Origin of the sequence: Pantoea agglomerans (assembly GCF_020149765.1) — a bacterium.
Classification (GTDB): Bacteria; Pseudomonadota; Gammaproteobacteria; order Enterobacterales; family Enterobacteriaceae; genus Pantoea; species Pantoea alvi.
Window position 1 is genome coordinate 3808580 of sequence record NZ_CP083809.1, and the last position, 23767, is coordinate 3832346.

General features: G+C 59.5%; 21 protein-coding genes and 1 rRNA gene. 4 read left to right on the plus strand and 18 right to left on the minus strand.

Annotated features, from left to right (window positions below):
* Window positions 1-70: 70 nt before the first annotated feature.
* From LB453_RS20880 to pepQ, 5 genes are all read right to left on the minus strand, one after another.
* A 16S ribosomal RNA gene (locus LB453_RS20880) occupies window positions 71-1612 on the minus strand.
* A 408-nt stretch (window positions 1613-2020) separates the two neighbouring features.
* The gene (gene hemG, locus LB453_RS20885) at window positions 2021-2557 is read right to left on the minus strand and encodes a menaquinone-dependent protoporphyrinogen IX dehydrogenase (protein WP_103797485.1); all 537 of its coding nucleotides are present in this window, start codon (window positions 2555-2557) and stop codon (window positions 2021-2023) included.
* Between the two features lie 18 nt (window positions 2558-2575).
* A complete protein-coding gene (gene trkH, locus LB453_RS20890; protein WP_103797484.1) occupies window positions 2576-4027 on the minus strand; it encodes a Trk system potassium transporter TrkH in 1452 nt (483 codons plus the stop codon).
* Between the two features lie 25 nt (window positions 4028-4052).
* Window positions 4053-4670, minus strand: a complete 618-nt coding sequence (locus LB453_RS20895) for an IMPACT family protein (RefSeq protein ID WP_103797483.1) — start codon at window positions 4668-4670, stop codon at window positions 4053-4055.
* Window positions 4670-6001, minus strand: coding sequence for a Xaa-Pro dipeptidase (gene pepQ, locus LB453_RS20900; RefSeq protein WP_103797482.1), 1332 nt, complete (start codon window positions 5999-6001; stop codon window positions 4670-4672). The genes LB453_RS20895 and pepQ overlap by 1 nt, the downstream gene beginning before the upstream one ends.
* Window positions 6002-6185: 184 nt before the next feature.
* On the opposite strand from pepQ, the gene fadB reads away from it, so the two are divergent.
* Both fadB and fadA read left to right on the plus strand, forming a co-directional pair.
* Window positions 6186-8369: a fatty acid oxidation complex subunit alpha FadB gene (fadB, locus tag LB453_RS20905; RefSeq protein ID WP_103797481.1), complete on the plus strand. Its 2184-nt coding sequence runs from the start codon at window positions 6186-6188 to the stop codon at window positions 8367-8369.
* A gap of 9 nt (window positions 8370-8378) precedes the next feature.
* Window positions 8379-9542: an acetyl-CoA C-acyltransferase FadA gene (gene fadA / locus LB453_RS20910; RefSeq protein WP_103797480.1), complete on the plus strand. Its 1164-nt coding sequence runs from the start codon at window positions 8379-8381 to the stop codon at window positions 9540-9542.
* 66 nt (window positions 9543-9608) lie between these two features.
* On the opposite strand, the gene fre is transcribed toward fadA, so the two are convergent.
* The 3 genes from fre to pepE all read right to left on the minus strand — a co-directional run bounded on the left by fre (window position 9609) and on the right by pepE (window position 12641).
* Window positions 9609-10310, minus strand: coding sequence for an NAD(P)H-flavin reductase (gene fre / locus LB453_RS20915; protein WP_103797479.1), 702 nt, complete (start codon window positions 10308-10310; stop codon window positions 9609-9611).
* 41 nt (window positions 10311-10351) lie between these two features.
* The gene (gene ubiD / locus LB453_RS20920) at window positions 10352-11836 is read right to left on the minus strand and encodes a 4-hydroxy-3-polyprenylbenzoate decarboxylase (protein WP_103797478.1); all 1485 of its coding nucleotides are present in this window, start codon (window positions 11834-11836) and stop codon (window positions 10352-10354) included.
* A gap of 79 nt (window positions 11837-11915) precedes the next feature.
* Window positions 11916-12641 carry a dipeptidase PepE gene (gene pepE, locus LB453_RS20925; RefSeq protein ID WP_103797477.1) on the minus strand — a complete coding sequence of 242 codons (726 nt, stop codon included), beginning with the start codon at window positions 12639-12641 and terminating at the stop codon, window positions 11916-11918.
* A gap of 197 nt (window positions 12642-12838) precedes the next feature.
* Here pepE and rfaH point away from each other — a divergent pair, with 197 nt between their 5' ends.
* Entirely contained in the window at window positions 12839-13327 is a 489-nt protein-coding gene (rfaH, locus tag LB453_RS20930; protein WP_033754660.1) for a transcription/translation regulatory transformer protein RfaH, read from the plus strand.
* Here the strand turns inward: rfaH and tatD are convergent.
* The 10 genes from tatD to udp form a co-directional block, all read right to left on the minus strand.
* On the minus strand, window positions 13324-14106 hold the full coding sequence (gene tatD, locus LB453_RS20935; protein ID WP_103797476.1) for a 3'-5' ssDNA/RNA exonuclease TatD: 783 nt from the start codon (window positions 14104-14106) through the stop codon (window positions 13324-13326). The genes rfaH and tatD overlap by 4 nt on opposite strands.
* Before the next feature lie 95 nt (window positions 14107-14201).
* Window positions 14202-14960, minus strand: coding sequence for a Sec-independent protein translocase subunit TatC (gene tatC / locus LB453_RS20940; RefSeq protein WP_103797475.1), 759 nt, complete (start codon window positions 14958-14960; stop codon window positions 14202-14204).
* A 2-nt stretch (window positions 14961-14962) separates the two neighbouring features.
* Entirely contained in the window at window positions 14963-15496 is a 534-nt protein-coding gene (tatB, locus tag LB453_RS20945; protein ID WP_103797474.1) for a Sec-independent protein translocase protein TatB, read from the minus strand.
* Window positions 15497-15499: 3 nt separating this feature from the next.
* Window positions 15500-15754, minus strand: coding sequence for a Sec-independent protein translocase subunit TatA (gene tatA, locus LB453_RS20950; RefSeq protein ID WP_033793128.1), 255 nt, complete (start codon window positions 15752-15754; stop codon window positions 15500-15502).
* 112 nt (window positions 15755-15866) lie between these two features.
* Window positions 15867-17504: a ubiquinone biosynthesis regulatory protein kinase UbiB gene (ubiB, locus tag LB453_RS20955; RefSeq protein ID WP_103797473.1), complete on the minus strand. Its 1638-nt coding sequence runs from the start codon at window positions 17502-17504 to the stop codon at window positions 15867-15869.
* Window positions 17501-18106 carry a ubiquinone biosynthesis protein UbiJ gene (gene ubiJ, locus LB453_RS20960; protein WP_103797472.1) on the minus strand — a complete coding sequence of 202 codons (606 nt, stop codon included), beginning with the start codon at window positions 18104-18106 and terminating at the stop codon, window positions 17501-17503. Before ubiJ ends, ubiB begins: the two co-directional genes overlap by 4 nt.
* Before the next feature lie 12 nt (window positions 18107-18118).
* Window positions 18119-18877, minus strand: coding sequence for a bifunctional demethylmenaquinone methyltransferase/2-methoxy-6-polyprenyl-1,4-benzoquinol methylase UbiE (gene ubiE, locus LB453_RS20965; protein WP_103797471.1), 759 nt, complete (start codon window positions 18875-18877; stop codon window positions 18119-18121).
* A gap of 75 nt (window positions 18878-18952) precedes the next feature.
* Window positions 18953-20452, minus strand: a complete 1500-nt coding sequence (gene rmuC, locus LB453_RS20970) for a DNA recombination protein RmuC (protein ID WP_103797470.1) — start codon at window positions 20450-20452, stop codon at window positions 18953-18955.
* Window positions 20453-20547: 95 nt separating this feature from the next.
* Window positions 20548-21816, minus strand: coding sequence for a tetratricopeptide repeat protein (locus LB453_RS20975; protein WP_103797469.1), 1269 nt, complete (start codon window positions 21814-21816; stop codon window positions 20548-20550).
* Window positions 21817-21879: 63 nt separating this feature from the next.
* Window positions 21880-22635 (minus strand): uridine phosphorylase, encoded by a 756-nt coding sequence (gene udp / locus LB453_RS20980; protein ID WP_081137960.1) that lies wholly within the window; start codon window positions 22633-22635, stop codon window positions 21880-21882.
* 302 nt (window positions 22636-22937) lie between these two features.
* Between udp and LB453_RS20985 the strand changes: the two genes are divergently transcribed.
* The gene (locus tag LB453_RS20985; protein ID WP_103797468.1) at window positions 22938-23765 is read left to right on the plus strand and encodes a dienelactone hydrolase family protein; all 828 of its coding nucleotides are present in this window, start codon (window positions 22938-22940) and stop codon (window positions 23763-23765) included.
* The last annotated feature ends 2 nt before the right edge of the window (window positions 23766-23767 follow it).

The following is a 23767-nucleotide window of genomic DNA, read 5'->3' on the forward strand; positions in this document are numbered from 1 at the left end:
CGCAAGACGCCTTGCTCATACTTTCTATCAGACAATCTGTGTGAGCACTTCGAAAGGCAGTATCTTCAGGTAAGGAGGTGATCCAACCGCAGGTTCCCCTACGGTTACCTTGTTACGACTTCACCCCAGTCATGAATCACAAAGTGGTAAGCGCCCTCCCGAAGGTTAAGCTACCTACTTCTTTTGCAACCCACTCCCATGGTGTGACGGGCGGTGTGTACAAGGCCCGGGAACGTATTCACCGTGGCATTCTGATCCACGATTACTAGCGATTCCGACTTCACGGAGTCGAGTTGCAGACTCCGATCCGGACTACGACGCACTTTATGAGGTCCGCTTGCTCTCGCGAGGTCGCTTCTCTTTGTATGCGCCATTGTAGCACGTGTGTAGCCCTACTCGTAAGGGCCATGATGACTTGACGTCATCCCCACCTTCCTCCGGTTTATCACCGGCAGTCTCCTTTGAGTTCCCGACCGAATCGCTGGCAACAAAGGATAAGGGTTGCGCTCGTTGCGGGACTTAACCCAACATTTCACAACACGAGCTGACGACAGCCATGCAGCACCTGTCTCACGGTTCCCGAAGGCACTAAGGCATCTCTGCCGAATTCCGTGGATGTCAAGAGTAGGTAAGGTTCTTCGCGTTGCATCGAATTAAACCACATGCTCCACCGCTTGTGCGGGCCCCCGTCAATTCATTTGAGTTTTAACCTTGCGGCCGTACTCCCCAGGCGGTCGACTTAACGCGTTAGCTCCGGAAGCCACTCCTCAGGGGAACAGCCTCCAAGTCGACATCGTTTACGGCGTGGACTACCAGGGTATCTAATCCTGTTTGCTCCCCACGCTTTCGCACCTGAGCGTCAGTCTTTGTCCAGGGGGCCGCCTTCGCCACCGGTATTCCTCCAGATCTCTACGCATTTCACCGCTACACCTGGAATTCTACCCCCCTCTACAAGACTCTAGCCTGCCAGTTTCGAATGCAGTTCCCAGGTTAAGCCCGGGGATTTCACATCCGACTTGACAGACCGCCTGCGTGCGCTTTACGCCCAGTAATTCCGATTAACGCTTGCACCCTCCGTATTACCGCGGCTGCTGGCACGGAGTTAGCCGGTGCTTCTTCTGCGGGTAACGTCAATCGACGCGGTTATTAACCACATCGCCTTCCTCCCCGCTGAAAGTACTTTACAACCCGAAGGCCTTCTTCATACACGCGGCATGGCTGCATCAGGCTTGCGCCCATTGTGCAATATTCCCCACTGCTGCCTCCCGTAGGAGTCTGGACCGTGTCTCAGTTCCAGTGTGGCTGGTCATCCTCTCAGACCAGCTAGGGATCGTCGCTTAGGTGAGCCGTTACCCCACCTACTAGCTAATCCCATCTGGGCACATCCGATGGTGTGAGGCCCGAAGGTCCCCCACTTTGGTCTTGCGACGTTATGCGGTATTAGCTACCGTTTCCAGTAGTTATCCCCCTCCATCGGGCAGTTTCCCAGACATTACTCACCCGTCCGCCACTCGTCACCCGAGGAGCAAGCTCCTCTGTGCTACCGTTCGACTTGCATGTGTTAGGCCTGCCGCCAGCGTTCAATCTGAGCCATGATCAAACTCTTCAATTTAAGTTTGATTTGCTTAAACAAGTTAAGCGGTGCTCATCTGTAAAACGTCATAATGAATGTCATTATGTGTCCACTCGTGAGGCTTGATATTTTTTAAGCCCGAAGGCTTTTGATATCTGCTCTCGAGTGCCCACACAGATTGTCTGATAAATTGTTAAAGAGCGGTGCAGTCAGCGGCGGAGCCTGCTGCTGCGAGGTGGCGTATATTACGCTACTCTCCTTCGGAGTCAACCACTTTTTTCAGTGATTTCATCCGGCGACCCGGTAACCCGGCTCTCCTGAACACCGCATTTCGTAAGCCGTTGTGCCGTGTCAGTGGAGGCGCATTATAGGGAGTTCTTCCGGGCTGACAAGCCCTAATTTAAAAAAAGATCTCGTTCGCATTAATTTTCAGCAGATCGCTGCTATTCACGCCGATTTGGCGGGGAATTGAACGAATTCCTGAGCAAACCGCCCTACCTGATGCCAGTCGGTATACTCCACCTCTTTCGTCTTATCCGTTTCCCCGCCGGTCATGCGCATAATTAACTGAATCATTACCCGGTCGAACCAGCGATAGCGCGGATAGCGCAATGCGCCGGCAAACACGGCGCAGCAGTCAGGCTGCCACGGCGACTGCGCTAAAAACTTGCGCGTATAGGCGTTGGTCTGCGGCGAGCGCTTTTCTGGCTTGCGCGCGGTCAGGTTTACGCAAAAGAAGCCGCTTACGCGCGTCTGCAGCTCGCGCAGATGTGTCTTAACGAATTTCGCCACCGCCGGATGGAAATTGCCGTAGCGGATTGAGGCGCCGATCAGCACGCGATCGTACTGCGTCCAGTCAATCGCGTCGGCATGCAGAATATTGATAACGTCGCACGCCTGCTGCCCCTTCATCTCACTCGCTATATAAGAGGCGATGTCGCGCGCTTGCCCGTCGCGGCTGGAAAAGAGAATTAACGCTTTCATCGTGACTTCCTGTTTTGCTTATTCACGCCAGAAGGTCGGCGTAAAAAGGACTAATAAGGTAAAGACTTCAAGGCGCCCAAACAGCATAGTCAAGATCAGGATCCATTTCGCCACGTCGTTCATCGACGTAAAGTTATCCGCCACGACGCCAAGACCGGGCCCAAGGTTGTTCAGGGTCGCCGCAACCGCTGCGAAGGCAGAGAAGTCATCGACGCCGGTGGCGATAATCGCCAGCATGCTGACCAGAAACACCAGCGCATAGGCCGAGAAGAATCCCCACACCGCTTCCAGAATACGTTCCGGCAGCGCGCGATTGCCGAGCTTAATGGTATAGACCGCGTTGGGGTGTACCAGACGCTTCAGCTCGCGCGAGCCCTGTTTGCACAGCAGCAGAATGCGGATCACCTTCAGCCCGCCGCCGGTCGACCCCGCCATGCCGCCGATAAACGCGGAACAGAGCAGCAGCACCGGCAGGAACAGCGGCCAGCGCGCAATGCTGTCGGTGGTGAACCCTGCCGTGGTCGCCATCGAAACCACCTGGAAGAAAGCCTGATTCAGCGTTTGCCAGCCGCTGGCGTAAACGTTATGGAACCAGAGCACCAGCGTGCAGATAATCACCAGCGTAAACTGCACGCCGATAAAGGTGCGAAACTCAGGATCGCGCCAGTAGACGCGCAGGTTGCGGTTGCTGAGCAGCGAGAAGTGCAGACCGTAGTTACAGCCGGAGATCAGCAGAAACACAGCGATAATGGTATTGATGGTGCCGCTATTGAAATAGCCAATGCTGGCGTCGTGCGTAGAAAAGCCGCCGATGGCGATAGTAGAAAAGCTATGCCCTATCGCATCGAACAGCGGCATCCCCGCCAGCCAGAGCGCCACCGCGCAGGCGACCGTCAGCAAGACATAGATCAGCCACAGCGTCTTGGCGGTTTCGGCAATGCGCGGGCGCATCTTATTGTCCTTCAGCGGCCCCGGCATTTCCGCACGGTAGAGCTGCATGCCCCCTACCCCCAGAATAGGGAGAATCGCCACCGCCAGCACGATGATTCCCATCCCGCCCAGCCACTGCAGCATCTGCCGGTAAAAGAGAATCGCTTTCGGCATGCTGTCGAGCCCTACCAGCGTGGTCGCGCCGGTGGTGGTCAGGCCGGAAAAGGATTCAAAGAATGCGTCGGTCATGGAGAGGTGCGGCTGCTCGGCGAAGATAAAGGGCATCGCCCCCACGCTGCCCAGCACCGTCCAGAACAGCACCACGATCAGAAAGCCTTCGCGCGGCTTCAGCTCGGTACGCTGTTTGCGGTTCGGCCACCACAGCAGCGAGCCGATCGCCAGCGCCATCAAAAAGGTCTGGCTAAACGCGCGCCCGGCGCCGTCGCGATAAATTAAAGCCACCAGCCCCGGCACAATCATGGTGACGGAAAAGAGGATCACCAGCAGACCGACAATGCGAGTAATGGCGCGAAAATGCATTCAGCCGTTCCTTAGAAAAGAGTTGTCAGGGTATTAACGGGTCGAGGCTCAGCGCGCCCCGGCTAAAGTCAGAAAGCGTCTGTTTAAACGCCTCGATGTGCGCATAAGGCAGCGCCAGCGTCAGCGCGATGCGGTCAAGGTAGACAATCTCATCGATGCGGCCATCGAACCTGCCCAGCAGGCGTTCGATATCGCCAAGCTGAGCATAGTCGCACCGCAGCGCATAGCGTTTCATCGGCACTTTGCGCGTGCGCGCCAGCTGTTTTAGCCCCTGCTGCACGCCGCCGCCGTAGGCTTTTACCAGCCCGCCGGTGCCGAGCATAATGCCGCCATAGTAGCGCACCACCACAGCGGTAATTTCGCCGATATTGGCTCCCATCAGCTGCGCCAGCATCGGTTTACCCGCCGTGCCGGAAGGCTCGCCGTCGTCGGAAAAGCCCAGCTGCTGTGAATCGTGCGGCGCGCCCGCGACCCAGGCCCAGCAGTGGTGACGGGCATCAGGGTGCTCGCCTTTCACCTGCTGAACAAAGGCACGTGCCGCCTCTACGCCGTCGGTATGGGCCAGCAGCGTAATAAAGCGGCTCTTCTTAATCGTCTCCTCGCTGACGCTGATAGCATCAGCGGGAATATCGTAAGCGTCCATCAGGCAAGATGCAGATCGCGCGTCATATTCTCGATGCGGTTGGCATGCACCACCACGTTATCTTCTATGCGGATGCCGCCGTAAGGCTTCAGCGCCTCAATCGCCTGCCAGTTAAGATACTGGCTAAACGGACCTTCACGCAGCGGCGCCAGCAGCGACTCGATGATATAGAAGCCCGGCTCGATAGTCAGCACCATGCCCGGCTCCAGCACGCGCGTGCAGCGCAGATAAGGGTATTGCGCTGGCGCTGCAAGGTGGGTGCCCGCTTCATCCTGCATAAAGCCTGCGACGTCGTGAACCTGCAATCCGAGCGGATGGCCCAGCCCGTGCGGCATAAAGGGTCCGGTAATATTCTCCGCCACCAGCGCCTCTTCGCTTATGCCTTGCGCCAGGTCGAACTTCAGCAGCAGCTTCGCGATGCGCTGATGCATCTGCAGATGATAGTCGGTGTAGCGCACGCCCGCTTTCAGCGTGCCGATCAGCGCCAGCTCTTCGCTGTTCATCGCCGCAACCAGGCTGGCATAAAGTGAGCCCTTCTGCGCCGCGTAGCTGCGCGTTAAATCGGCGGCATAGCCAAGATATTCCGCGCCCGCATCGATAAGAAAGCTGTGGCGCTTCGCCGGCGGCTGGTGATCGAGCCGGGTGTAGTGCAGCACGGCGGCATGCTCGTTAAGGGCGATAATATTGCCGTAGGGCACGTCGATATCGCGATGGCCGGTCGCCGTCAGGTAGGCCAGATTAATATCGAACTCGCTCAGGCCGGAGAAAAAGGCCTCTTTGGCGGCGCGATGTCCAGCGACAGCCAGCTTTTGCGCCTCGCGCATGCAGGCCAGCTCGTAATCGGTTTTGATGCTGCGGTGGTAGTGAAGGAAATCGATCACTGCTTTCGGGTTGATATTGTCGGCGCTGATGCCGAGCTGCGCGGCGCGCTGCACTACCGGCCCGATATAGGCGATATTTTCGCGCTGCGCGGGCAGCAGCTGTCCAATCTCGTCGGCGCTTTTTAGCCCGACCACCTCGACCGCTTCGGTCCAGAAGCTATCCGGCAGCGGCTCGACGTTATGCCAGTAATCGACCGGCGAGTAGAACCAGAGTTTCGGCTTATTGACGCCATCGATCCAGAGCCAGCAGTTCGGCACCTGGGTAACCGGCACCCAGGCTTTAAACTGGGGATTCACCTTGAAGGGATAGTCATGATCGTCGAGAAAAACCGTCAGTAGTTCGCCGGAATGAATCAACATCGCATCCAGTTTATTGCGCGCCAGCACCTGCTGCGCCCGCTGCTGCAGCGTGGCGATATGCGTCTGATACAGCGTTTTCAGTGAATCCATTGCTCGCTCTCCCGTGTCGCGAAAATCGCCGCAGTGTAGCACAGCCGCCGTCTGAACGCCGCGTTCCAGACGCTGTGATCCTGTTAGCAAATAAGCAAACTTTGGTTTGCAAAAAATTAACACGAATCCCACACTCCTGATCATCTGGTATGACCAGATCCCCTTTCGCGATCAGGAGACGCACATGCTCTACCAAGGCGATACCCTTTCCCTGCGCTGGCTTGAAGACGGCGTCGCTGAGCTGCAGTTCGATGCCCCCGGCTCAGTGAATAAACTCGACACCCGAACCGTCGCCAGCCTTGGCGAAGCGATTGGCATGCTGGAGCAGCAGACAACGCTGCGCGGCGTGCTGCTGACCTCGGCTAAGCCCGCCTTTATCGTCGGCGCCGATATTACCGAATTTCTCTCGCTGTTCGACGCGCCGACGGAAAAGCTCAGCCAGTGGCTGGCGTTCGCCAACAGCATCTTTAACCGGCTGGAAGATCTGCCGGTGCCGACTCTTGCCGCGGTAGACGGCTACGCGCTGGGCGGCGGGTGCGAATGCATCCTGGCGACCGATCTGCGCGTCGCCACGCCTGACGCGCGCATCGGTCTGCCAGAAACCCGGCTGGGCATTATGCCCGGCTTCGGTGGCAGCGTGAGGCTGCCGCGTCTGCTGGGTGCCGACGCCGCGCTGGAGATTATCGCCGCCGGGAAAGATGTCGACGGCGTCAGCGCGCTGAAGCTTGGGCTGGTCGATGCGGTGGTCAGCCGCGATAAGCTGCGCGCCGCCGCGCTCGCCATGCTGAAGGAAGCTATCGCGCAGGGCGACTGGCAGACGCGTCGCGCGCCGAAGCTGGCACCGCTGCGCCTCAGCCCGATCGAGGCCGCCATGAGCTTTACCGTAGCCAAAAACGTCGTGCTGCAAAGCGCAGGCAAACACTATCCCGCACCGCTCGCTGCGGTAAAAACCATTGAGGCCGCCGCTACGCTGGGGCGCGACGATGCGCTGAAGCTGGAAACCGCCGCCTTTGTGCCGCTGGCGCAGAGCGATGAGGCGCGCGCGCTGGTCGGTATTTTCCTGAACGATCAGTACGTCAAAGGGCTGGCGAAAAAGTACGCCAGCGCCAGCAGCGCGCCTGAACAGGCGGCAGTGCTCGGCGCAGGCATTATGGGCGGCGGCATCAGCTATCAGTCGGCGTGGAAAGGCGTGCCGGTGAAGATGAAAGATATTCAGCCGCAGGCGCTGACCCTGGGGATGAACGAGGCGAGCAAGCTGCTGAATAAACAGCTGGAGCGCGGCAAGATTGACGGCGGCAAGCTGGCCAGCACCATCGCCATGATCCAGCCTACCCTCGACTATGCCGGTTTCGAACGCGCCGATCTTGTGGTCGAAGCGGTGGTCGAAAATCCGCAGGTGAAAGCGAAAGTGCTGGCGGAAACCGAACAGCATCTGCGCGCCGATGCGGTGCTCGCCTCCAACACCTCGACCATTCCCATTAGCCAGCTGGCAGAGGCGCTGAAGCGTCCGGAAAATTTCTGCGGCATGCACTTCTTCAACCCGGTGCCGCGTATGCCGCTGGTAGAGGTGGTGCGCGGCGAGAAGAGCAGCGACGCCACCATCGGCAAAGTGGTGGCCTGGGCGAGCAAAATGGGCAAGACGCCCATCGTCGTTAATGACTGTCCTGGCTTCTTCGTTAACCGCGTGCTCTTTCCCTACTTCGCCGCGTTCGGCCTGCTGCTGCGCGACGGCGCAGATTTCCGCCAGATCGACAAAGTGATGGAGAAGCAGTTCGGCTGGCCCATGGGCCCGGCATGGCTGCTGGACGTGGTCGGCATTGATACCGCCCATCACGCGCAGCGCGTAATGGCGGAAGGCTTCCCGACGCGCATGCAGAAAGATTACCGCGACGCCATCGACGTCCTGTTTGACGCCGAGCGCTACGGCCAGAAGAACGGCAAAGGTTTCTACCGCTGGGAGATGGATCGCAAAGGCAAAGCGAAAAAAGTGGCCGATCCTGAAGTGGACGCGCTGCTTAACCCGGTTTGTGCCGCTACGCGCGTCTTCAGCGACGAAGAGATCCTGAATCGCATGATGATCCCGATGCTGAACGAAGTCGTGCGCTGCCTGGAGGAGAAGATTGTCGCCTCACCGGCCGAAGCCGATATGGCGCTGGTCTACGGCCTTGGCTTCCCGCCGTTCCGCGGCGGCGCGCTGCGCTATCTCGATACGCTCGGCAACGGCAACGTAGTCGATCAGGCCAGACGCTACGGCGAGCTTGGCGCGCTCTACCAGCTACCTGACCTGCTGCTGCAAAAAGCGCACCAGCGCGAAAGCTGGTATCCGGCGGTTCAACCTATCGACGAAGCGGCGCTGCAAAGCGCCTGAGGACAGAAGATGGAAAATGTGGTGATTATTGATGCGGTCCGCACGCCGATGGGTCGCTCTAAAGGTGGCGCTTTTCGTCAGGTACGCGCGGAAGATCTCTCCGCGCACCTGATGCGCGAGCTGTTAAGCCGCTATCCGGCGCTTAATCCCGCCACGCTGGACGATGTGGTCTGGGGCTGCGTGCAGCAGACGCTGGAGCAGGGTTTTAACATTGCGCGCAACGCCGCGCTGCTGGCGGAAATTCCCCATCGCGTGCCGGCGACCACCGTTAACCGCCTCTGCGGATCGTCGATGCAGGCGCTGCACGATGCGGCGCGCGCCATTATGGTCGGCGACGCGCACGCCTGCTTAGTCGGCGGCGTGGAACATATGGGCCATGTGCCGATGAACCACGGCGTCGATTTCCATCCAGGGCTTGGTCGGACGGTGGCGAAAGCGGCGGGCATGATGGGCCTGACCGCCGAAATGCTGGCGCATATGCACCATATCAGCCGCGAGCAGCAGGACGCCTTTGCGCTGCGCTCTCACCAGCGCGCCTGGGCCGCGACGCAGCGCGGCGATTTCCGCCGGGAGATCGTACCGACCTACGGACACGACGCCGACGGCGCGCTAAAGCGCTACGACTTTGACGAGGTGATCCGCGAGGAGACCAGCCTCGAAGGGCTGGCGGCGCTGAAGCCGGCGTTCGATCCGGTCAACGGCACGGTCACGGCGGGCAGCTCCTCGGCGCTCTCCGACGGCGCCGCCGCGCTGCTGGTGATGAGCGAAAGCCGGGCGCGCGAGCTGGGGCTGACGCCGCGCGCGCGGGTTAAAAGCATGGCGGTCATCGGCTGCGATCCGTCAATTATGGGCTACGGTCCCGTGCCCGCCAGTAAGCTGGCGCTGAAGCGTGCCGGATTAAGCGTGGAAGATATTGATGTATTCGAGCTGAACGAAGCGTTCGCCGCGCAAACCCTGCCCTGCATTAAGGATCTCGGTTTGCTGGATCGGCTGGACGACAAGGTGAACCTGAACGGCGGCGCCATCGCGCTCGGTCATCCGCTCGGCTGTTCGGGCGCGCGCATCAGCGCCACGCTGCTGAACATTATGGAACGACGCGATGCCCAGTTCGGCCTGGCCAGCATGTGCATCGGCTTAGGCCAGGGCATCGCTACCGTATTTGAGCGTCTGTAATACGTTGGATCACGTTGGAAGTCAGTTCCCGCCCGTCAGGGGCGGGTTTTTTCTGTCTGCGAAGCCTTAAATAAAGGCGAAGGCGTCGCCAAACATCTGCCCTTCTTTCGCGCCGCGCTCGGCGCAAAAGCGGTCGCGGGCGATCTTCGCCATCTCAAAGCGACCGGCGATATAGATATCGTGCTCCGCCAGCGTGGCGAAATCCTGCATAACCGCCGTCAGCACCGTGCCGGAACGTCCCTGCCAGCCCGCCTCCGGCTGCTCAACCACCGGCACCACGCGCAGATTGGGATGCTTCACCGCCAGCGCGTTAAGCTCCTCCAGATCGTAGAGATGCTGCAGCTCGCGGCCGCCCCAGTAAATTGCGATTTCGCGATCCGGCTGCTGCGCCAGCGCGGTCAGCAGGATAGAGCGCGCATAGGAGAAGCCGGTACCGCCGGCGATCAACACGATCGGGCGCGAACTCTCTTCGCGCAGCCAGGCGTCGCCGTGCGGAATATCCACGGTGATCTGACGGTCGTTGCGGATGCGATCCATCACCGCCATAGCGTAGAGATTGAGATCGGAGGCGCCGATATGCAGCTCAATAATCTCTTTTTCCATCGGGGTTGAAGCGAGCGAGAACGGACGCTTGTCGCGCTCGTCCATCACTACCATCAGATACTGCCCGGCGCGAAAGGTGAAATCCGCTTCGGGGATCAGGCGGACGCGATATACGGTATCGGTAATCGCTTCAACCGAGGTTACTTTACAGCTTAAAATCGTCATGCGTTCCCTCTGTCGGGTCGTCATTAGGGTTATGCGCGCCGTCAGCGCTGCGGCGGCTGAGTAAAGATGCCTAAGTCATCCCAGATCGCGTCGATGCGCGCCGTTACGGCGGGATCTTTCACGATAGGTCGTCCCCACTCGCGCTGGGTTTCACCCGGCCACTTGTTGGTAGCGTCCAGGCCCATCTTGGAACCCAGGCCGGAAACCGGCGAGGCGAAGTCCAGATAGTCGATAGGCGTGTTTTCCACCAGAACCGTGTCGCGAGCCGGATCCATACGCGTGGTAATGGCCCAGATCACGTCGTTCCAGTCGCGTGCGTTGACATCGTCGTCACACACAATAACAAATTTGGTGTACATGAACTGCCGCAGGAATGACCAGACGCCGAACATCACGCGCTTTGCGTGTCCCGCGTACTGTTTTTTCATCGTCACCACCGCCAGGCGATAAGAGCAGCCCTCCGGCGGCAGATAGAAATCCACAATCTCCGGGAACTGCTTAATCAGGATTGGCACCAGCACTTCATTCAGCGCAACGCCCAGCACCGCCGGCTCATCGGGCGGACGACCGGTATAGGTAGAGTGATAAATGGCGTTCTGCCGCTGCGTAACGTGCGTGACGGTGAAAACCGGGAAGTTATCTATTTCATTGTAGTAGCCCGTATGATCGCCATACGGCCCTTCCGGCGCCATATCACCCGGCTCAATGTAACCTTCCAGCACGATCTCCGCGCTGGCGGGCACTTCCAGATCGTTGGAGAGGCACTTCACCACTTCGGTTTTGTTGCCGCGCAGCAGGCCAGCAAAGGCATACTCCGACAGCGTATCCGGCACCGGCGTCACCGCGCCGAGGATCGTGGCGGGATCGGCGCCGAGCGCCACCGACACAGGGAAACGTTCGCCGGGATGGGTCTGGCACCACTCCTGAAAGTCGAGCGCGCCGCCGCGATGGGAAAGCCAGCGCATAATCAGGCGGTTTTTGCCAATCACCTGCTGGCGATAGATGCCCAGATTCTGCCGCTCTTTGTGCGGACCGCGCGTAACGGTCAGCCCCCAGGTAATCAGCGGCGCGGCGTCATCCGGCCAGCACTTCATTACCGGAATGCGTGACAGATCGACCTCATCGCCGCTGAACACCACTTCCTGACAGGGCGCGTTGCGCAGCCGTTTGGTCGGCATGTTCAGCACCTGTTTGAACTGCGGCATCTTGTCGAACAGATCGCGGAAGCCTTTCGGCGGCTCCGGCTCTTTGAGAAACGCCAGCAGCTTGCCGACTTCGCGCAGCGCGCTGACCTCCTCCTGGCCCATGCCCATCGCCACGCGTTTCGGCGTGCCGAACAGGTTGCACAGCACCGGCATGTCATAGCCTTTGGGATTTTCAAACAGCAGCGCCGGCCCGCCAGCGCGCAGCGTGCGGTCGGCAATTTCCGTCATTTCCAGCTCAGGATCGATAGAGTGGCTAATGCGCTTTAACTCGCCGCGCTGTTCCAGCAGCGTGAGGAAGTCTCGTAAATCGTGATATTTCATGCGGCCTTCGCTTCCAGCCAAAGTGAATCGGCCATTATAGGGCCGATTCTTAAGGCGTGTTGGATTTTATGCAGCAACCTTAGTCGCAGCGAAAGGGAACCAGCGGCTGCAGCGCCTTTGCGTCGCGGCAGGCCTGAACCGGCTGATTATGGCGGAAAACTTTAAAATCTTCGCCGCGCACGCTGAAGTATGAAAGCTGATTTTCATGCACGTGCAGAAAGCTGCCTTCGCGCAGCGCAATTACCGACTCCTCGGGATTGACGGCGCAAAACTCCGCCAGGCGTTCGTCGCGCGTTTCGCCCATATGTCCGCTGGCGTGCGCATCCAGATAGTGTGGATTGATCTGGACCGGAAACAGGCCCAGCGCAGGCAACACTACGCTGCTGCGCACCGGCATATCATTGGTGGTGCGAATCGACGGCGTCGCCACGTTGCAGCCCGCGCTCCAGCCGACGTAGGGTACCGCGCGTTCGCGCACGGCGCGCTGGATCGCCACGATCAGACCGGTTTCATGCAGCATCTGATTGAGCAGCCAGGTGTTGCCGCCGCTGACCAGAATCAGTTCCGCCTGCTCGATGGCCGCCACCGGCGTCGCGAAATCCTGCACGCAGCGCACGCTAATGCCCAGCGACGCGCCGAGATCGGCGGCGCGCTGTTGATGGTCGCCGCGAATAATGGCGTAGGGCACCAGCACCGCCGAACGGATGCCGCGCTGGGCAATCATTGCATGCAGCTGCGGCTGCGCGTAGCCAAGCAGCGGCGCATCTTCGGCCAGCTTGCCGTTGCTTAATAAAAACAGTTCCATCAGCAGATCCTTTTGGCAAATGTTTTGAGCAACGAGTCTGAACCAGCGCACCGCCGCTCGTCAATTTTCCCGCCTGCGCCGGGCAGTTTGCGGAAAGCTCGGCCACTTTGTCCGCCTCGACATTTTTCCACACTGCGATGCGCTATAACTCTGGCAGCAGGTTTGCTATTCTTAGCGTCCATTCAATGGGAGCATTTATGGAATCCTGGTACTTACTCTATTGCAAACGTGGACAGCTGTTGCGCGCGAAAGAGCATCTTGAGCGGCAGGAGGTGCATTGCCTCAGCCCAATGATCGCTCTGGAAAAAGTGGTGCGCGGCAAACGGACCACCGTGAGTGAGCCCCTGTTTCCTAACTACCTCTTTATTGAATTCGATCCGGAAGCGATTCATACCACGACCATCAGCAGCACGCGCGGCGTCAGCCACTTTGTACGCTTCGGCACGCTGCCAGCGACGGTGCCTTCTGCCGTTATCGAAGCGCTGCAGACCGACGTGCCGCAAACGCTGATCGACCCGGAAACGCCGCAGGTCGGTGATGAGGTCATCATCACCGAAGGAACCTTTGAAGGCCTGCGCGCCATTTTCGCCGAACCCGACGGCGAAACGCGCTCTATGCTGCTGCTTAACCTGCTGAATAAACAGGTAATGCGCAGCGTAGACAATAAGCAGTTCCGCAAGCTTTAAACCAGCCGGAACAGCGCGCGCGCGTTGCGATCCACCTGCGCCGCCAGCGTATCCAGCTCTTCGCCACGCCACTTCGCCACCTGCTGCACAATATGCGGCAAAAAACAGGGTTCGTTACGACGCGACGTTGGCCGTGGATGCATATCGCGCGGCAGCAGCCAGGGCGCGTCCGTCTCCAGCAGCAGTCGCTCCGCCGGGATCAGCGGCAGCAGCTCGCGCAGCGTCATACCGCGACGTTCATCGCACACCCAGCCGGTGATGCCCACCGACAGCCCCATTGCCAGACAGGCCTCCAGCTCGTCGCGCGTGCCGGTAAAGCAGTGCACCACCGCCCCAGGCAGCTTCGGCAGCCAGGGCGCCAGTACCGCGGCAAAGCGGTCGTGTGCTTCGCGGCAGTGCAGGAAGACCGGCATATTCAGCTCGGCCGCCAGCGCCAGCTGCGCGTCAAAGGCGTACTCCTGCTGATCGTGCGCGGCGAGGTTGCGGTTGAAATCAAGGCCGCATTCGCCAATCGCCACCACCTGCGGCCGTTCCGCCAGGCGTCGCAGCGTATTAGCCGTCTCGTTCGACCACTCGCTGGCGTGATGCGGATGCACGCCCGCCGTCGACCAGCAGAAATCGGGCTGACGCTCCGCCAGCCGCTGCGCCTGCTGGCTCTCCAGCGCATTGGTCCCGGTGATTAACATGCCGGTGACGCCCGCTTCGCGCGCACGCTTTACCACCTTGTCGCGGTCGGCGGCGAACTGCGTGCTGGTCAGGTTTACACCGATATCAAACATAATCTTTCCCATAGCTTATTAAACAAAAACCGCCCAGATGGGCGGTTCGGTAACAGGGTCTACCCGCCAGGCGCGGGAAACATACTGATAACGGGTCAGGAATCGGTATGCTGTTCCTCTTCCTGCGCCCGCCGTCCCTTCCCGACGTAGTAACGGGAAAAGAATACGCCGACTTCAAACAGGCAGTACATCGGAATAGCGAGCAAAGTTTGCGAGAAAACGTCCGGCGGTGTGAGCAGCATCCCAACAACGAAGGCGCCGACCAGAATATAGGGGCGTTTCTTTTTCAGATCTTCCGGCGTGGTAATGCCGGTCCAGCAGAGCAGCACGATTGCGACCGGCACCTCAAACGCCACGCCGAACGCCATAAACAGCGTCATCACGAAGTCGAGATAGTTGGTGATATCGGTCGCGATGGTCACGCCCTGCGGCGCGGTTTTGGCGAAGAAGCCGAACGCCAGCGGAAAGACGATGAAATAGGCGAAGGCCACGCCGACGTAAAACAGCAGGGTGCTGGAGAACAGCAGCGGCATCACCAGCTTACGTTCGTGACGGTAGAGCGCCGGCGCGACGAAAGCCCACACCTGATAGAGGATCACCGGCACCGCGAGGAAGATCGACACGATAATGGTGAGCTTAATCGGCGTGAAAAACGGCGAGGCGACGTCGGTAGCGATCATGCTGGCACCAGCCGGCATCTGGCTGATCAGCGGCGAAGCGACCAGATGATAGATGTCGTTGGCAAAGTAGATCAGCGCCATAAAGATGGCAAACACCGCGATAATGCAGTACAGCAGGCGCTTACGCAGCTCAATCAGATGGCTGATAAGCGGTTGGGTATCTTCAACGGCCATGGTTATCGTTCATCACTTGCAGAAGAGGTTGTTGCCGCACTGCGCGGTGCGGGATTAACAACCGTCGCTGGCGGGTTCGCATCGGTTTTAGCGGTTTCAGCGGCCTGCGCCGCCGCTTCCGGCGCCTGCGCGGGTGCGCTGGCCTGCGTGTGGGCCGTGGCTGGCGTCACGGACTCCGCCGCGCGCTGCTGAGGCGCATGAATGGTATTGGCTTCATCCTCGGCTTTTTCGATATCAATGCTCTGCTGCACCGAACGCTTCATCGAATCGGCGGTTTTGCGCAGCTCTTCCATTGACTCTTTCAGCTCCGGCGACATGGTGCCGCGGCTCGCCTCTTCCACCTTTTTCAGGCTGTCCTGCAGCTCCTGCAGTTTCAGCTCCTGCGCCAGCTCGTGCTGCACGTTGGCAGCCAGCGAGCGCATTGCCCGAATCCAGCCTACTACGGTTTTTACCGCAACCGGCAATCGTTGCGGGCCGAGAACAATCAGCCCGATCACGAACACCAGTACCAGTTCACTAAAACCAATGTCGAACACGGTTTACACCTGCTTGTCGTTTTTGACGTCTTCTTTGTTAGCCGAAGTGTGCTGTTTGTCCGCCAGCGTTTTGGCATTGAAATCAGCGTCCTGCTGGTTCGGTTGGTCCTTTTTCTCATCCTCATCGCTCATGGCTTTTTTAAAGCCCTTGATAGAGGAACCGAGATCGGAGCCCAGGTTTTTTAACTTATTGGTGCCAAACAGGAGTACAACGATGACGGCAATAATTAATAATTGCCAGATACTGATACCGCCCATGAGATAGTGCCTCTGATGTTGCGAGAGATTGAGAAGAGTAATGTCAGCCAAAAGCCCTGATGACGCCGGGCTTAAGGCTGCGACATTACCGCGATTCAGGCGTGGCTGACAATTAGTTTGTCTTACGCCAGCCGACCAGCCAGGTGACCAGACCTGCCGCCATTAGCAGGGCCGGAAAGAAATCCCAGTCCGGACGGCTCAACAAAACGGCGGTGCCGCTGAGCAACAGGGTCGCACCAACGCCGAACAGATAGCGCGCTTTATGGTGCCGCGTCCGCTGGGCGTGCATATCTTTAGTTAGCTTATCAACACTGTGCTGCAAGAGTTTGTGATGGCGCATACTTTCATAAAACAGCTCCGGCAGCTCCGGCAGCTTCTCCGCCCAGAAAGGCGCTTTTTCTTTTACCGCGCGCAGAATCGCCGGCAGGCCGATCTGGTCTTTTATCCACTCTTCGAGGAACGGCTTGGCGGTCTTCCACAGGTCGAGCTGCGGATAGAGCTGACGGCCGATGCCCTCGACGTAGAGCAGCGTTTTTTGCAGCAGCACCAGCTGCGGCTGCACTTCCATATTGAAACGGCGCGCGGTGCTGAACAGATTTAGCAGCACATGGCCAAAAGAGATCTCCGCCAGCGGCTTCTCGAAGATAGGTTCGCAGACGGTACGGATAGCAAACTCGAAATCTTCGACGTTGGTATCAGGCGGCACCCAGCCTGAATCAACGTGCAGCTCTGCAACTTTGCGGTAGTCGCGGTTAAAGAAGGCGATAAAGTTTTCCGCCAGATAGCGCTTGTCCTCTTTGTTCAGCGAACCGACGATGCCGCAGTCGATGCCGATATATTGCGGATCTTCCGGATGGTCGTAGCTGACGAAGATATTGCCGGGATGCATATCGGCATGGAAGAAGCTGTCGCGGAACACCTGGGTAAAGAAGACCTGCACGCCGCGCTCGGCCAGCAGCTTCATATTGACGCCGTGCTGCTCCAGCGTCGCCACGTCGGAGATGGGAATGCCGTAGATGCGCTCCATCACCAGCATGGTTTCGCTACAGTAGTCGGAATAGACCTCCGGCACGTAGAGCATCGGGCTATCTTCGAAGTTACGACGCAGCTGAATGGCGTTGGCCGCTTCGCGCAGCAGGTTCAGCTCGTCGATCAGGGTCTTCTCGTAGTCGCGCACCACTTCCATCGGACGCAGACGACGCCCGTCCGGCAGCAGACGCGGCACCCAGCGCGCCAGGCGATAGATAAGCTTCATGTCCGCTTTGATCACCGGCAGAATATCCGGGCGGATCACCTTGATCACCACCTTCTTGCCGGTCGCTTTCAGGGTTGCGGTATGCACCTGCGCGATCGACGCCGACGCCAGCGGTTTGATATCGAAATCATCGAACCAGGTTTCGACCGGGCCGCCGATCGATTTTTCGATCTGCTCTTTGGCCTTCACGCCGTCGAAAGGCGCGACGCGATCCTGCAGGATGGCGAGCTGGTCGGCGATAACCGGCGGGAAGAGATCGCGACGCGTTGAGAGCATCTGGCCGAACTTAATCCAGACCGGGCCGAGCTGCTCCATCGCCAGGCGCATACGCACGCCAATCTCTTCATCTTTATGACGGTTAGGCAGCCAGAAAATCGTGCGGCGCCAGAGGCGCAGCGGAATGGTAAGGCGCATGCGGGGGATCAGTTCATCAAGACCGTAGGTCAAAAAGATCCTGATGATGAAATATAAACGGCGAATCTCTCCAAACGTCATTTCGCCTCCAGCTGCGCTAAACGCGCAGTGAGCGCATCAAGCGAACGTTCCATCGCATCTACCTCCTCAGAAAACCACGCCAGTTCCAGCGCGCCCGGCGCAACGCGCCACTCTTCGGTTAATGCCTGCCCCAGATAATCCTGACGACGCGAAACCTCGCCGCGCAGCAGCCGCAGGGCGCGCTGCGCCGCCTGGCTAACGCTCTGCGCGGCAATATCGCCGATCCAGGGGGCGAGATATTCCGCCGGGTCCAGCTCGGCGAGGTCGATCAGCGCCGAAAAGCGCTGCACCACCTGCAGATCGCCTTCAACCTGCAGCTCACCGCTGCGGATCAGGCTGGTGAGCTGCTGGCGGTCGCGCAGCTTAGGCAGCGTCTTCAGCTGCGTAATGACGGTGCAGTCGCTGCTGTCCTGCCAGTCGCTCAGCACGTCGAGCTGCTGTTCGCTAAAGACCAGCACCAGCGGATGCGAAAGCTCCTCAAGACGCAGCGTCAGGACCTGGCCCACCAGACGCTGGCGCGCGGCTTTCAGGCTGCGATCGCGATAGAGCATGCGGTTTAGCGCGGTCTCAAGACCGGCGGTAATCAAAGGCGTCAAGCGCATCACCCTGTCCGGTTAAAACTTAAATCCACGATGCAACGCGACGATGCCGCCGGTCATGTTGGAATATGTGGTGTTCTCGAATCCGGCGTCGTTCATCATCGCCTTCAGGGTCTCCTGATCGGGATGCATGCGGATCGACTCCGCCAGATAGCGGTAGCTTTCAGCATCCTGCGCCACCAGCTGACCGACGCGCGGCAGAATATGGAACGAGTAGGCGTCATACGCCTTGCTGAGGGGGTCGAGCACCGGTTTGGAGAACTCCAGCACCAGCAGGCGTCCGCCCGGCTTGAGCACGCGGAACATCGACGCCAGCGCCTTCTCTTTGTCGGTTACGTTACGCAGGCCGAAGGAGATGGTGATGCAGTCGAAATAGTTATCCGGGAAGGGCAGCGCTTCGGCGTTGGCCTGCACATAGCTGACGTTGCCGACCACGCCGAGATTGCGCAGCTTGTCGCGGCCCATTTTCAGCATGGAGCTGTTAATGTCCGCCAGCACCACCTGGCCGGTATCGCCAACCAGACGGGAAAACTTCGCCGTCAAATCGCCGGTGCCGCCCGCCAGATCCAGCACGCGCTGTCCGCGGCGCACGCCGCTGCTGTCGATGGTAAAACGCTTCCAGATGCGATGGATGCCAAAGGACATCAGATCGTTCATCAGGTCATATTTCGCCGCTACGGAGTGAAACACGTCCGCGACTTTGTCAGCTTTTTCGCTTTTGGCGACCGTCTGAAAGCCAAAATGGGTAGTTTCCTGCTGTGATTCATCTGCCATCGGTTTTACCTGTTCCACAAACAATACTTCCCGAAGTGTATCAGAGTCAGGGTAGTCAGGCACGCGACGACCCGCTTATTCATGGAGCCGCCTCACGCGCGCATCCAGGGTTTCGGCGACGTCGTCAGGCGTCTCCTCGCTCTCCCATGCCTTTTCCGGCATCGCCTGCTCGACCAACTGCGGATTGATAGAGCGTTTAACTTCAACGCCCAGGGATTTAAACGCCTCGCTCTGCGCGATCAGATTGCCACGCCCTTCCGCCAGCTTTTTCATCGCTTCGCGGTAGCTGTTGTGCGCCTTATCCAGATTATGGCCGATACCGCTCATATCATCGACGAACAGCCGCATCTTATCGTAAAGGCGCGCCGCGCGTTCGGCGATGCGCTGCGCGTTGCGACTCTGGTGCTCGTAGCGCCAGAGGTTGTTGATGGTGCGCAGCGCCACCAGCAGCGTGGTTGGACTGACCAGCATAATATTTTGCTGCAGCGCCTCGCTGATCAGCTCCGGCTGGCGGTCGATCGCCAGCAGAAACGCCGGCTCGACCGGAATAAACATCAACACATAATCGAGCGAGCGTAAACCGGCCAGTTGTTGATAATCTTTACGGCCCAGCAGGCGAATATGGCTGCGCACCGCGGCGACATGCTCCTGCAGCGCCTGTTCGCGCGTCACCTCATCCCCGGCGTTGAAATAGCGCTCGTAGGCCACCAGCGTCATCTTGGCGTCGACCACCACATCTTTTCCCTGCGGCAGACGCACGATAACATCGGGTTGCATTCTGCCCTGCTGCTCCGACTGCAGACTGACCTGCGTCTGATACTCATGCCCTTCGCGCAGGCCTGACGCCTCCAGCACGCGGCTCAGCACCACTTCGCCCCAGTTGCCCTGGATTTTGTTGTCGCCTTTCAGCGCTTTGGTGAGGTTGATCGCCTCCTGCGCCATCTGCGCATTCAGCTGCTGCAGCTGGCGGATCTCATGGGCCAGCGTGTGCCGCTCGCGCGCCTCCTGGCCAAAGCTGTCGTGCACCTGACGACGAAAGCCGTCCAGCTGCTCGCGCAGCGGGCCAATCAGGCTGTTCAGGCTCTGGCGGTTTTGCTCGTCGACGCGACGGCCGCTGTTTTCGAAGATACGGTTGGCGAGATTTTCGAACTGCGCGCTGAGGCGCTGCTCGCTGCTGGTAAGCAGACGCTGCTTCTCCTCGGCGGCGAAGCGCGTCTCTTCAAGGCGGATAGTGACCTCGCGCAGTTCGGCCTCCTGCGCACTGTTAACCTCAAGCTGGTTGCGCAGCTCGCGATTAAGCTGTTCGCATTCGCCGCGCCAGTAATCGAGCTGCTGCAGCCGCTCCTGCGCGCCGCTCAGCGCGCCGTGCAGCTGACGCAGCTCCTGTTCGCGCTGCTGTAGCTGCTGCTGGAGCTGTTCAAGCTGCTGCTGCTGACGCTGCTGCGCCTCCTGCTGCAAACGCCGTTCAGTGGCGAAGCTGGCGGCCTGATGGCCGGCGCGCAGCTGCGCCAGCATCCAGCCGATGCCCAATCCGGCGAGCGCCAGACAGGCGCTGATAATAATCTGCTGATCCATGATCCCCTCGCGACGCGCATTGCTCGGGAAAAGGTAAAGTCGGCCTGTATGAATGTCCAGACTATTTTGGGCCGGGCTTCAGCCGGGAGAAGGCACTACAGCGCTCTTACCTGCAGCTCGCCCGCTTTCCAGGCGTCGGTAAGAAAAAAGGGCATCGGCATCAGCCATTCGTCGCCTTTTACCCGCGCTGGATAAACAAAGGCGTTGCCACCCCAGGTCAGCTCCACGGGCTGCGTCTCGCCCTCTTTTACCGTTGCCTTACCCGCCATGCTGGCGAAGCCGGCGTTGCTGCCGACGTGGAAGTTATCCATGCGCCAGCGCACCGGCGCGTGCGGCGGCCAGGGCTGCCCCTGGTGGAAACGGAAAATCTCATCGTGGCTGAGAAGGCTTTCGCGCACCGTCGGCCACAGCGCGGCCTTAAGGAAATATTGATCGGTAAAGCGCTCGCTGCCGCTGTAGCGGGCGATAAAGTCGCGCATCGCCTGCGCCATATTGCTGAAGACGCCGTTGCAGCCGCCCCACATGCCCGCCAGCAGCAGCTCGGTATGCGTAAAGTAGTCGCGCATATGGTGGAACCAGTATGGCGAGGCGAGCCAGGCGTTGACCGCGGCCGCTTCGCGCTCCGACAGCAGCGAGTCGGCGTCGCGGATAATAAAGCGTTTGACGACGGGATCGTCCATCACCAGAAAACGCCACAGCGTCGGGTAGATCGCCTTTTCCTGCGACATATCGACCAGATCGACATGCGGCTGGTTGAGGCGCTGCCACACATGCTGCGGCACGCTCTGGTCAAGGTAAACGCGGCAGCGCCAGCCGGGATAGAACGCCTGCGCCACCTCAACGTTTTTAATCAGGGTTTCGCAGTAGCGCGGCTGGCCGCCGTAAAGGCTAAAGGCGATAACGTTCTGTTCGGGTCTGGTGAGATCGATCGGCTCCGGCCGCGCCGCCGGAAAAGCGTAGCGCTGTCCCTGGCGGAAACGGGCGTCCGCGCCGTTCAGCGCCTCAAGGCCATATTTCGCCAGCTCCTCTTGCCTGCCCATCCAGCCGCACAGCTCCGCCAGTCCATCCAGCCAGGTCTCTGAAGCGGTCGCGCGCACCGCGGGCGGCGCCTGATAGATTTTCTGATAGACCCGGTAAGCCTTGCTGTAGTGGCCGAGCCGCAGCAGACAAAGCGCATAGTCGCTCAGCACCTGCATCTGATTTGGCATGGCGCGCAGCACCTCTTCGCAGCAGCTGGCGGCGGCGGCATAATCCTGCTGTGCCATATGCTGGCGAAAGCGCGCGGCGGCGTTTTCAAGGCGCGCCTGCATGGCGACGGGAGAAGGGGTTAAGGCGGATTTCTGTCGTGGCGGCGTCTGGCGCATCGGGCGATCCTCGCTTTTGCTGTAGAGAGCAGAGGCAGCGCGCAGAGGCGCTGCCTGAAAGCGTTATAACAAACGGCGAGCCGCTTCGACCACAATTTTTACCGCATCGCTCTCGGTCTGCTTCATGGTAGCCGCATCCGGGATCTCTTTTTGCGTACGGTTGACGATAACGCCCGCCACCATGCCCGCGCGCAGCCCCTGGCTGGCGCACATCGTCAGCAGCGTCGCAGACTCCATCTCATAGTTGAGCACGCCCATCTGCTGCCACTCTTTCATCGAGCCCTGGAAGCGGCTCACCACGCGGCCGGAGAAGGTGTCGTAGCGCTCCTGCCCCGGGTAGAAGGTATCGGAAGAGGCGGTAACGCCGATATGGGTCGTGGCGCCGCTCGCTTCCGCCGCCGCGACCAGCGCAGTGGTGCAGGCGAAGTCCGCCACGGCCGGAAACTCCAGCGGCGCGAAATGCTGGCTGGCGCCGTCGAGGCGCACCGCGCCGGTGGTGACCAGCACGTCGCCGACGTTAATGTGCGGCTGAATCGCGCCGGTGGTGCCGACGCGCAGGAAGGTGCGCACGCCAAGCTGCGCCAGCTCTTCCACCGCGATAGAGGTCGACGGGCCGCCGATGCCGGTGGAGCAGACCACCACCGGCTTGCCGTCCAGCTTCGCCAGCCAGGAGGTGAATTCCCGGTGCGACGCCAGCGGCTGGGCATCCGCCATCAGTCCGGCAATTTTCTTTACGCGCTCCGGATCGCCGGGAACGATAGCCAGGGTCGCGCCCTGCAGATCGGCTTTGGTCAGGCCAAGGTGGAAAACGTCAGACATAGCAAACTCCTGAACAGGGAAGTGAAGCGCGCCACTCTACGTCAGCGCAGCGCAAATTTGTGTGATTACAGTCACTATCAAAAATGAATGTTACATTTTACTTAGATAACAATGAGATCTCTGTCACATAACTAAGCCATTCAGAATGTCATTGCTACAAGCTGTGTGCGTCGGGCTTCGCAGCAATGTTAAAGAGAAGAGTGTTTTTGCTCGCTCCCTACGCCGTTCCCGGTCTCTGGTCCAGAGGTTATCTGGCCAGGCTATAGTTACGTGATTGCGCTACTGCCAGCACGGAGAAAAAAATGAAAACCGAAGACAATATGGCACAAAAATCATCAACGGGCGGCTTTGCGCCTGCAGTGCAGCCGACCGCCTCAACAACCATCCATACCGACAGCCCTGACATTCATTCCGGCGAAACCTCGGTGCCGAGCCAGGGTGAGAATATGCCCGCCTGGTACGCCCGTCCCAAAGAGGCAGCCGGCCCGCTGCCGGTGGTGCTGGTGGTGCAGGAGATCTTTGGCGTGCACGAGCATATCCGCGATATCTGCCGTCGACTGGCGCTGGAGGGCTATCTGGCGGTCGCGCCGGAGCTCTATTTCCGCGAAGGTGACCCGAACGACTACAACGATATCCCCACCCTGTTCAGCGAGCTGGTAAATAAGGTGCCGGACAGCCAGGTGCTTTCCGATCTCGACCACGTCGCCAACTGGGCTGGCCGCAACGGCGGCGATATTCGCCGCATGGGCATTACCGGCTTCTGCTGGGGCGGCCGCATCAGCTGGCTTTACGCCGCGCACAATCCGCAGCTGCGCGCCGCCGTCGCCTGGTATGGCCGCCTGACTGGCGAAAAAACCATGAAGCAGCAGAAGCACCCGATCGATATCGCCGTGGATTTAGGCGCGCCGGTGCTGGGCCTTTACGGCGGCCAGGACAACAGCATTCCGCTGGAGAGCGTGGAGCAGATGCGTCAGGCGCTGCACGCCGCTAATGCGAAGGCAGAAATTGTCGTCTATCCCGACGCGGGCCACGCCTTTAACGCCGACTACCGTCCGAGCTATCACGCCGAGTCGGCGCAGGATGGCTGGGCGCGCATGCTGACGTGGTTCAGGCAGTTTGGCGTCGTCTGATT

Coding starts and splice junctions, on each gene's coding strand:
- hemG (WP_103797485.1), bottom strand. CDS start 2,557: ATGAAAGCGTTAATTCTCTTTTCCAGCCGCGACGGGCAAGCGCGCGAC.
- trkH (WP_103797484.1), bottom strand. CDS start 4,027: ATGCATTTTCGCGCCATTACTCGCATTGTCGGTCTGCTGGTGATCCTC.
- LB453_RS20895 (WP_103797483.1), bottom strand. CDS start 4,670: ATGGACGCTTACGATATTCCCGCTGATGCTATCAGCGTCAGCGAGGAG.
- pepQ (WP_103797482.1), bottom strand. CDS start 6,001: ATGGATTCACTGAAAACGCTGTATCAGACGCATATCGCCACGCTGCAG.
- fadB (WP_103797481.1), top strand. CDS start 6,186: ATGCTCTACCAAGGCGATACCCTTTCCCTGCGCTGGCTTGAAGACGGC.
- fadA (WP_103797480.1), top strand. CDS start 8,379: ATGGAAAATGTGGTGATTATTGATGCGGTCCGCACGCCGATGGGTCGC.
- fre (WP_103797479.1), bottom strand. CDS start 10,310: ATGACGATTTTAAGCTGTAAAGTAACCTCGGTTGAAGCGATTACCGAT.
- ubiD (WP_103797478.1), bottom strand. CDS start 11,836: ATGAAATATCACGATTTACGAGACTTCCTCACGCTGCTGGAACAGCGC.
- pepE (WP_103797477.1), bottom strand. CDS start 12,641: ATGGAACTGTTTTTATTAAGCAACGGCAAGCTGGCCGAAGATGCGCCG.
- rfaH (WP_033754660.1), top strand. CDS start 12,839: ATGGAATCCTGGTACTTACTCTATTGCAAACGTGGACAGCTGTTGCGC.
- tatD (WP_103797476.1), bottom strand. CDS start 14,106: ATGTTTGATATCGGTGTAAACCTGACCAGCACGCAGTTCGCCGCCGAC.
- tatC (WP_103797475.1), bottom strand. CDS start 14,960: ATGGCCGTTGAAGATACCCAACCGCTTATCAGCCATCTGATTGAGCTG.
- tatA (WP_033793128.1), bottom strand. CDS start 15,754: ATGGGCGGTATCAGTATCTGGCAATTATTAATTATTGCCGTCATCGTT.
- ubiB (WP_103797473.1), bottom strand. CDS start 17,504: ATGACGTTTGGAGAGATTCGCCGTTTATATTTCATCATCAGGATCTTT.
- ubiJ (WP_103797472.1), bottom strand. CDS start 18,106: ATGCGCTTGACGCCTTTGATTACCGCCGGTCTTGAGACCGCGCTAAAC.
- ubiE (WP_103797471.1), bottom strand. CDS start 18,877: ATGGCAGATGAATCACAGCAGGAAACTACCCATTTTGGCTTTCAGACG.
- rmuC (WP_103797470.1), bottom strand. CDS start 20,452: ATGGATCAGCAGATTATTATCAGCGCCTGTCTGGCGCTCGCCGGATTG.
- LB453_RS20975 (WP_103797469.1), bottom strand. CDS start 21,816: ATGCGCCAGACGCCGCCACGACAGAAATCCGCCTTAACCCCTTCTCCC.
- udp (WP_081137960.1), bottom strand. CDS start 22,635: ATGTCTGACGTTTTCCACCTTGGCCTGACCAAAGCCGATCTGCAGGGC.
- LB453_RS20985 (WP_103797468.1), top strand. CDS start 22,938: ATGAAAACCGAAGACAATATGGCACAAAAATCATCAACGGGCGGCTTT.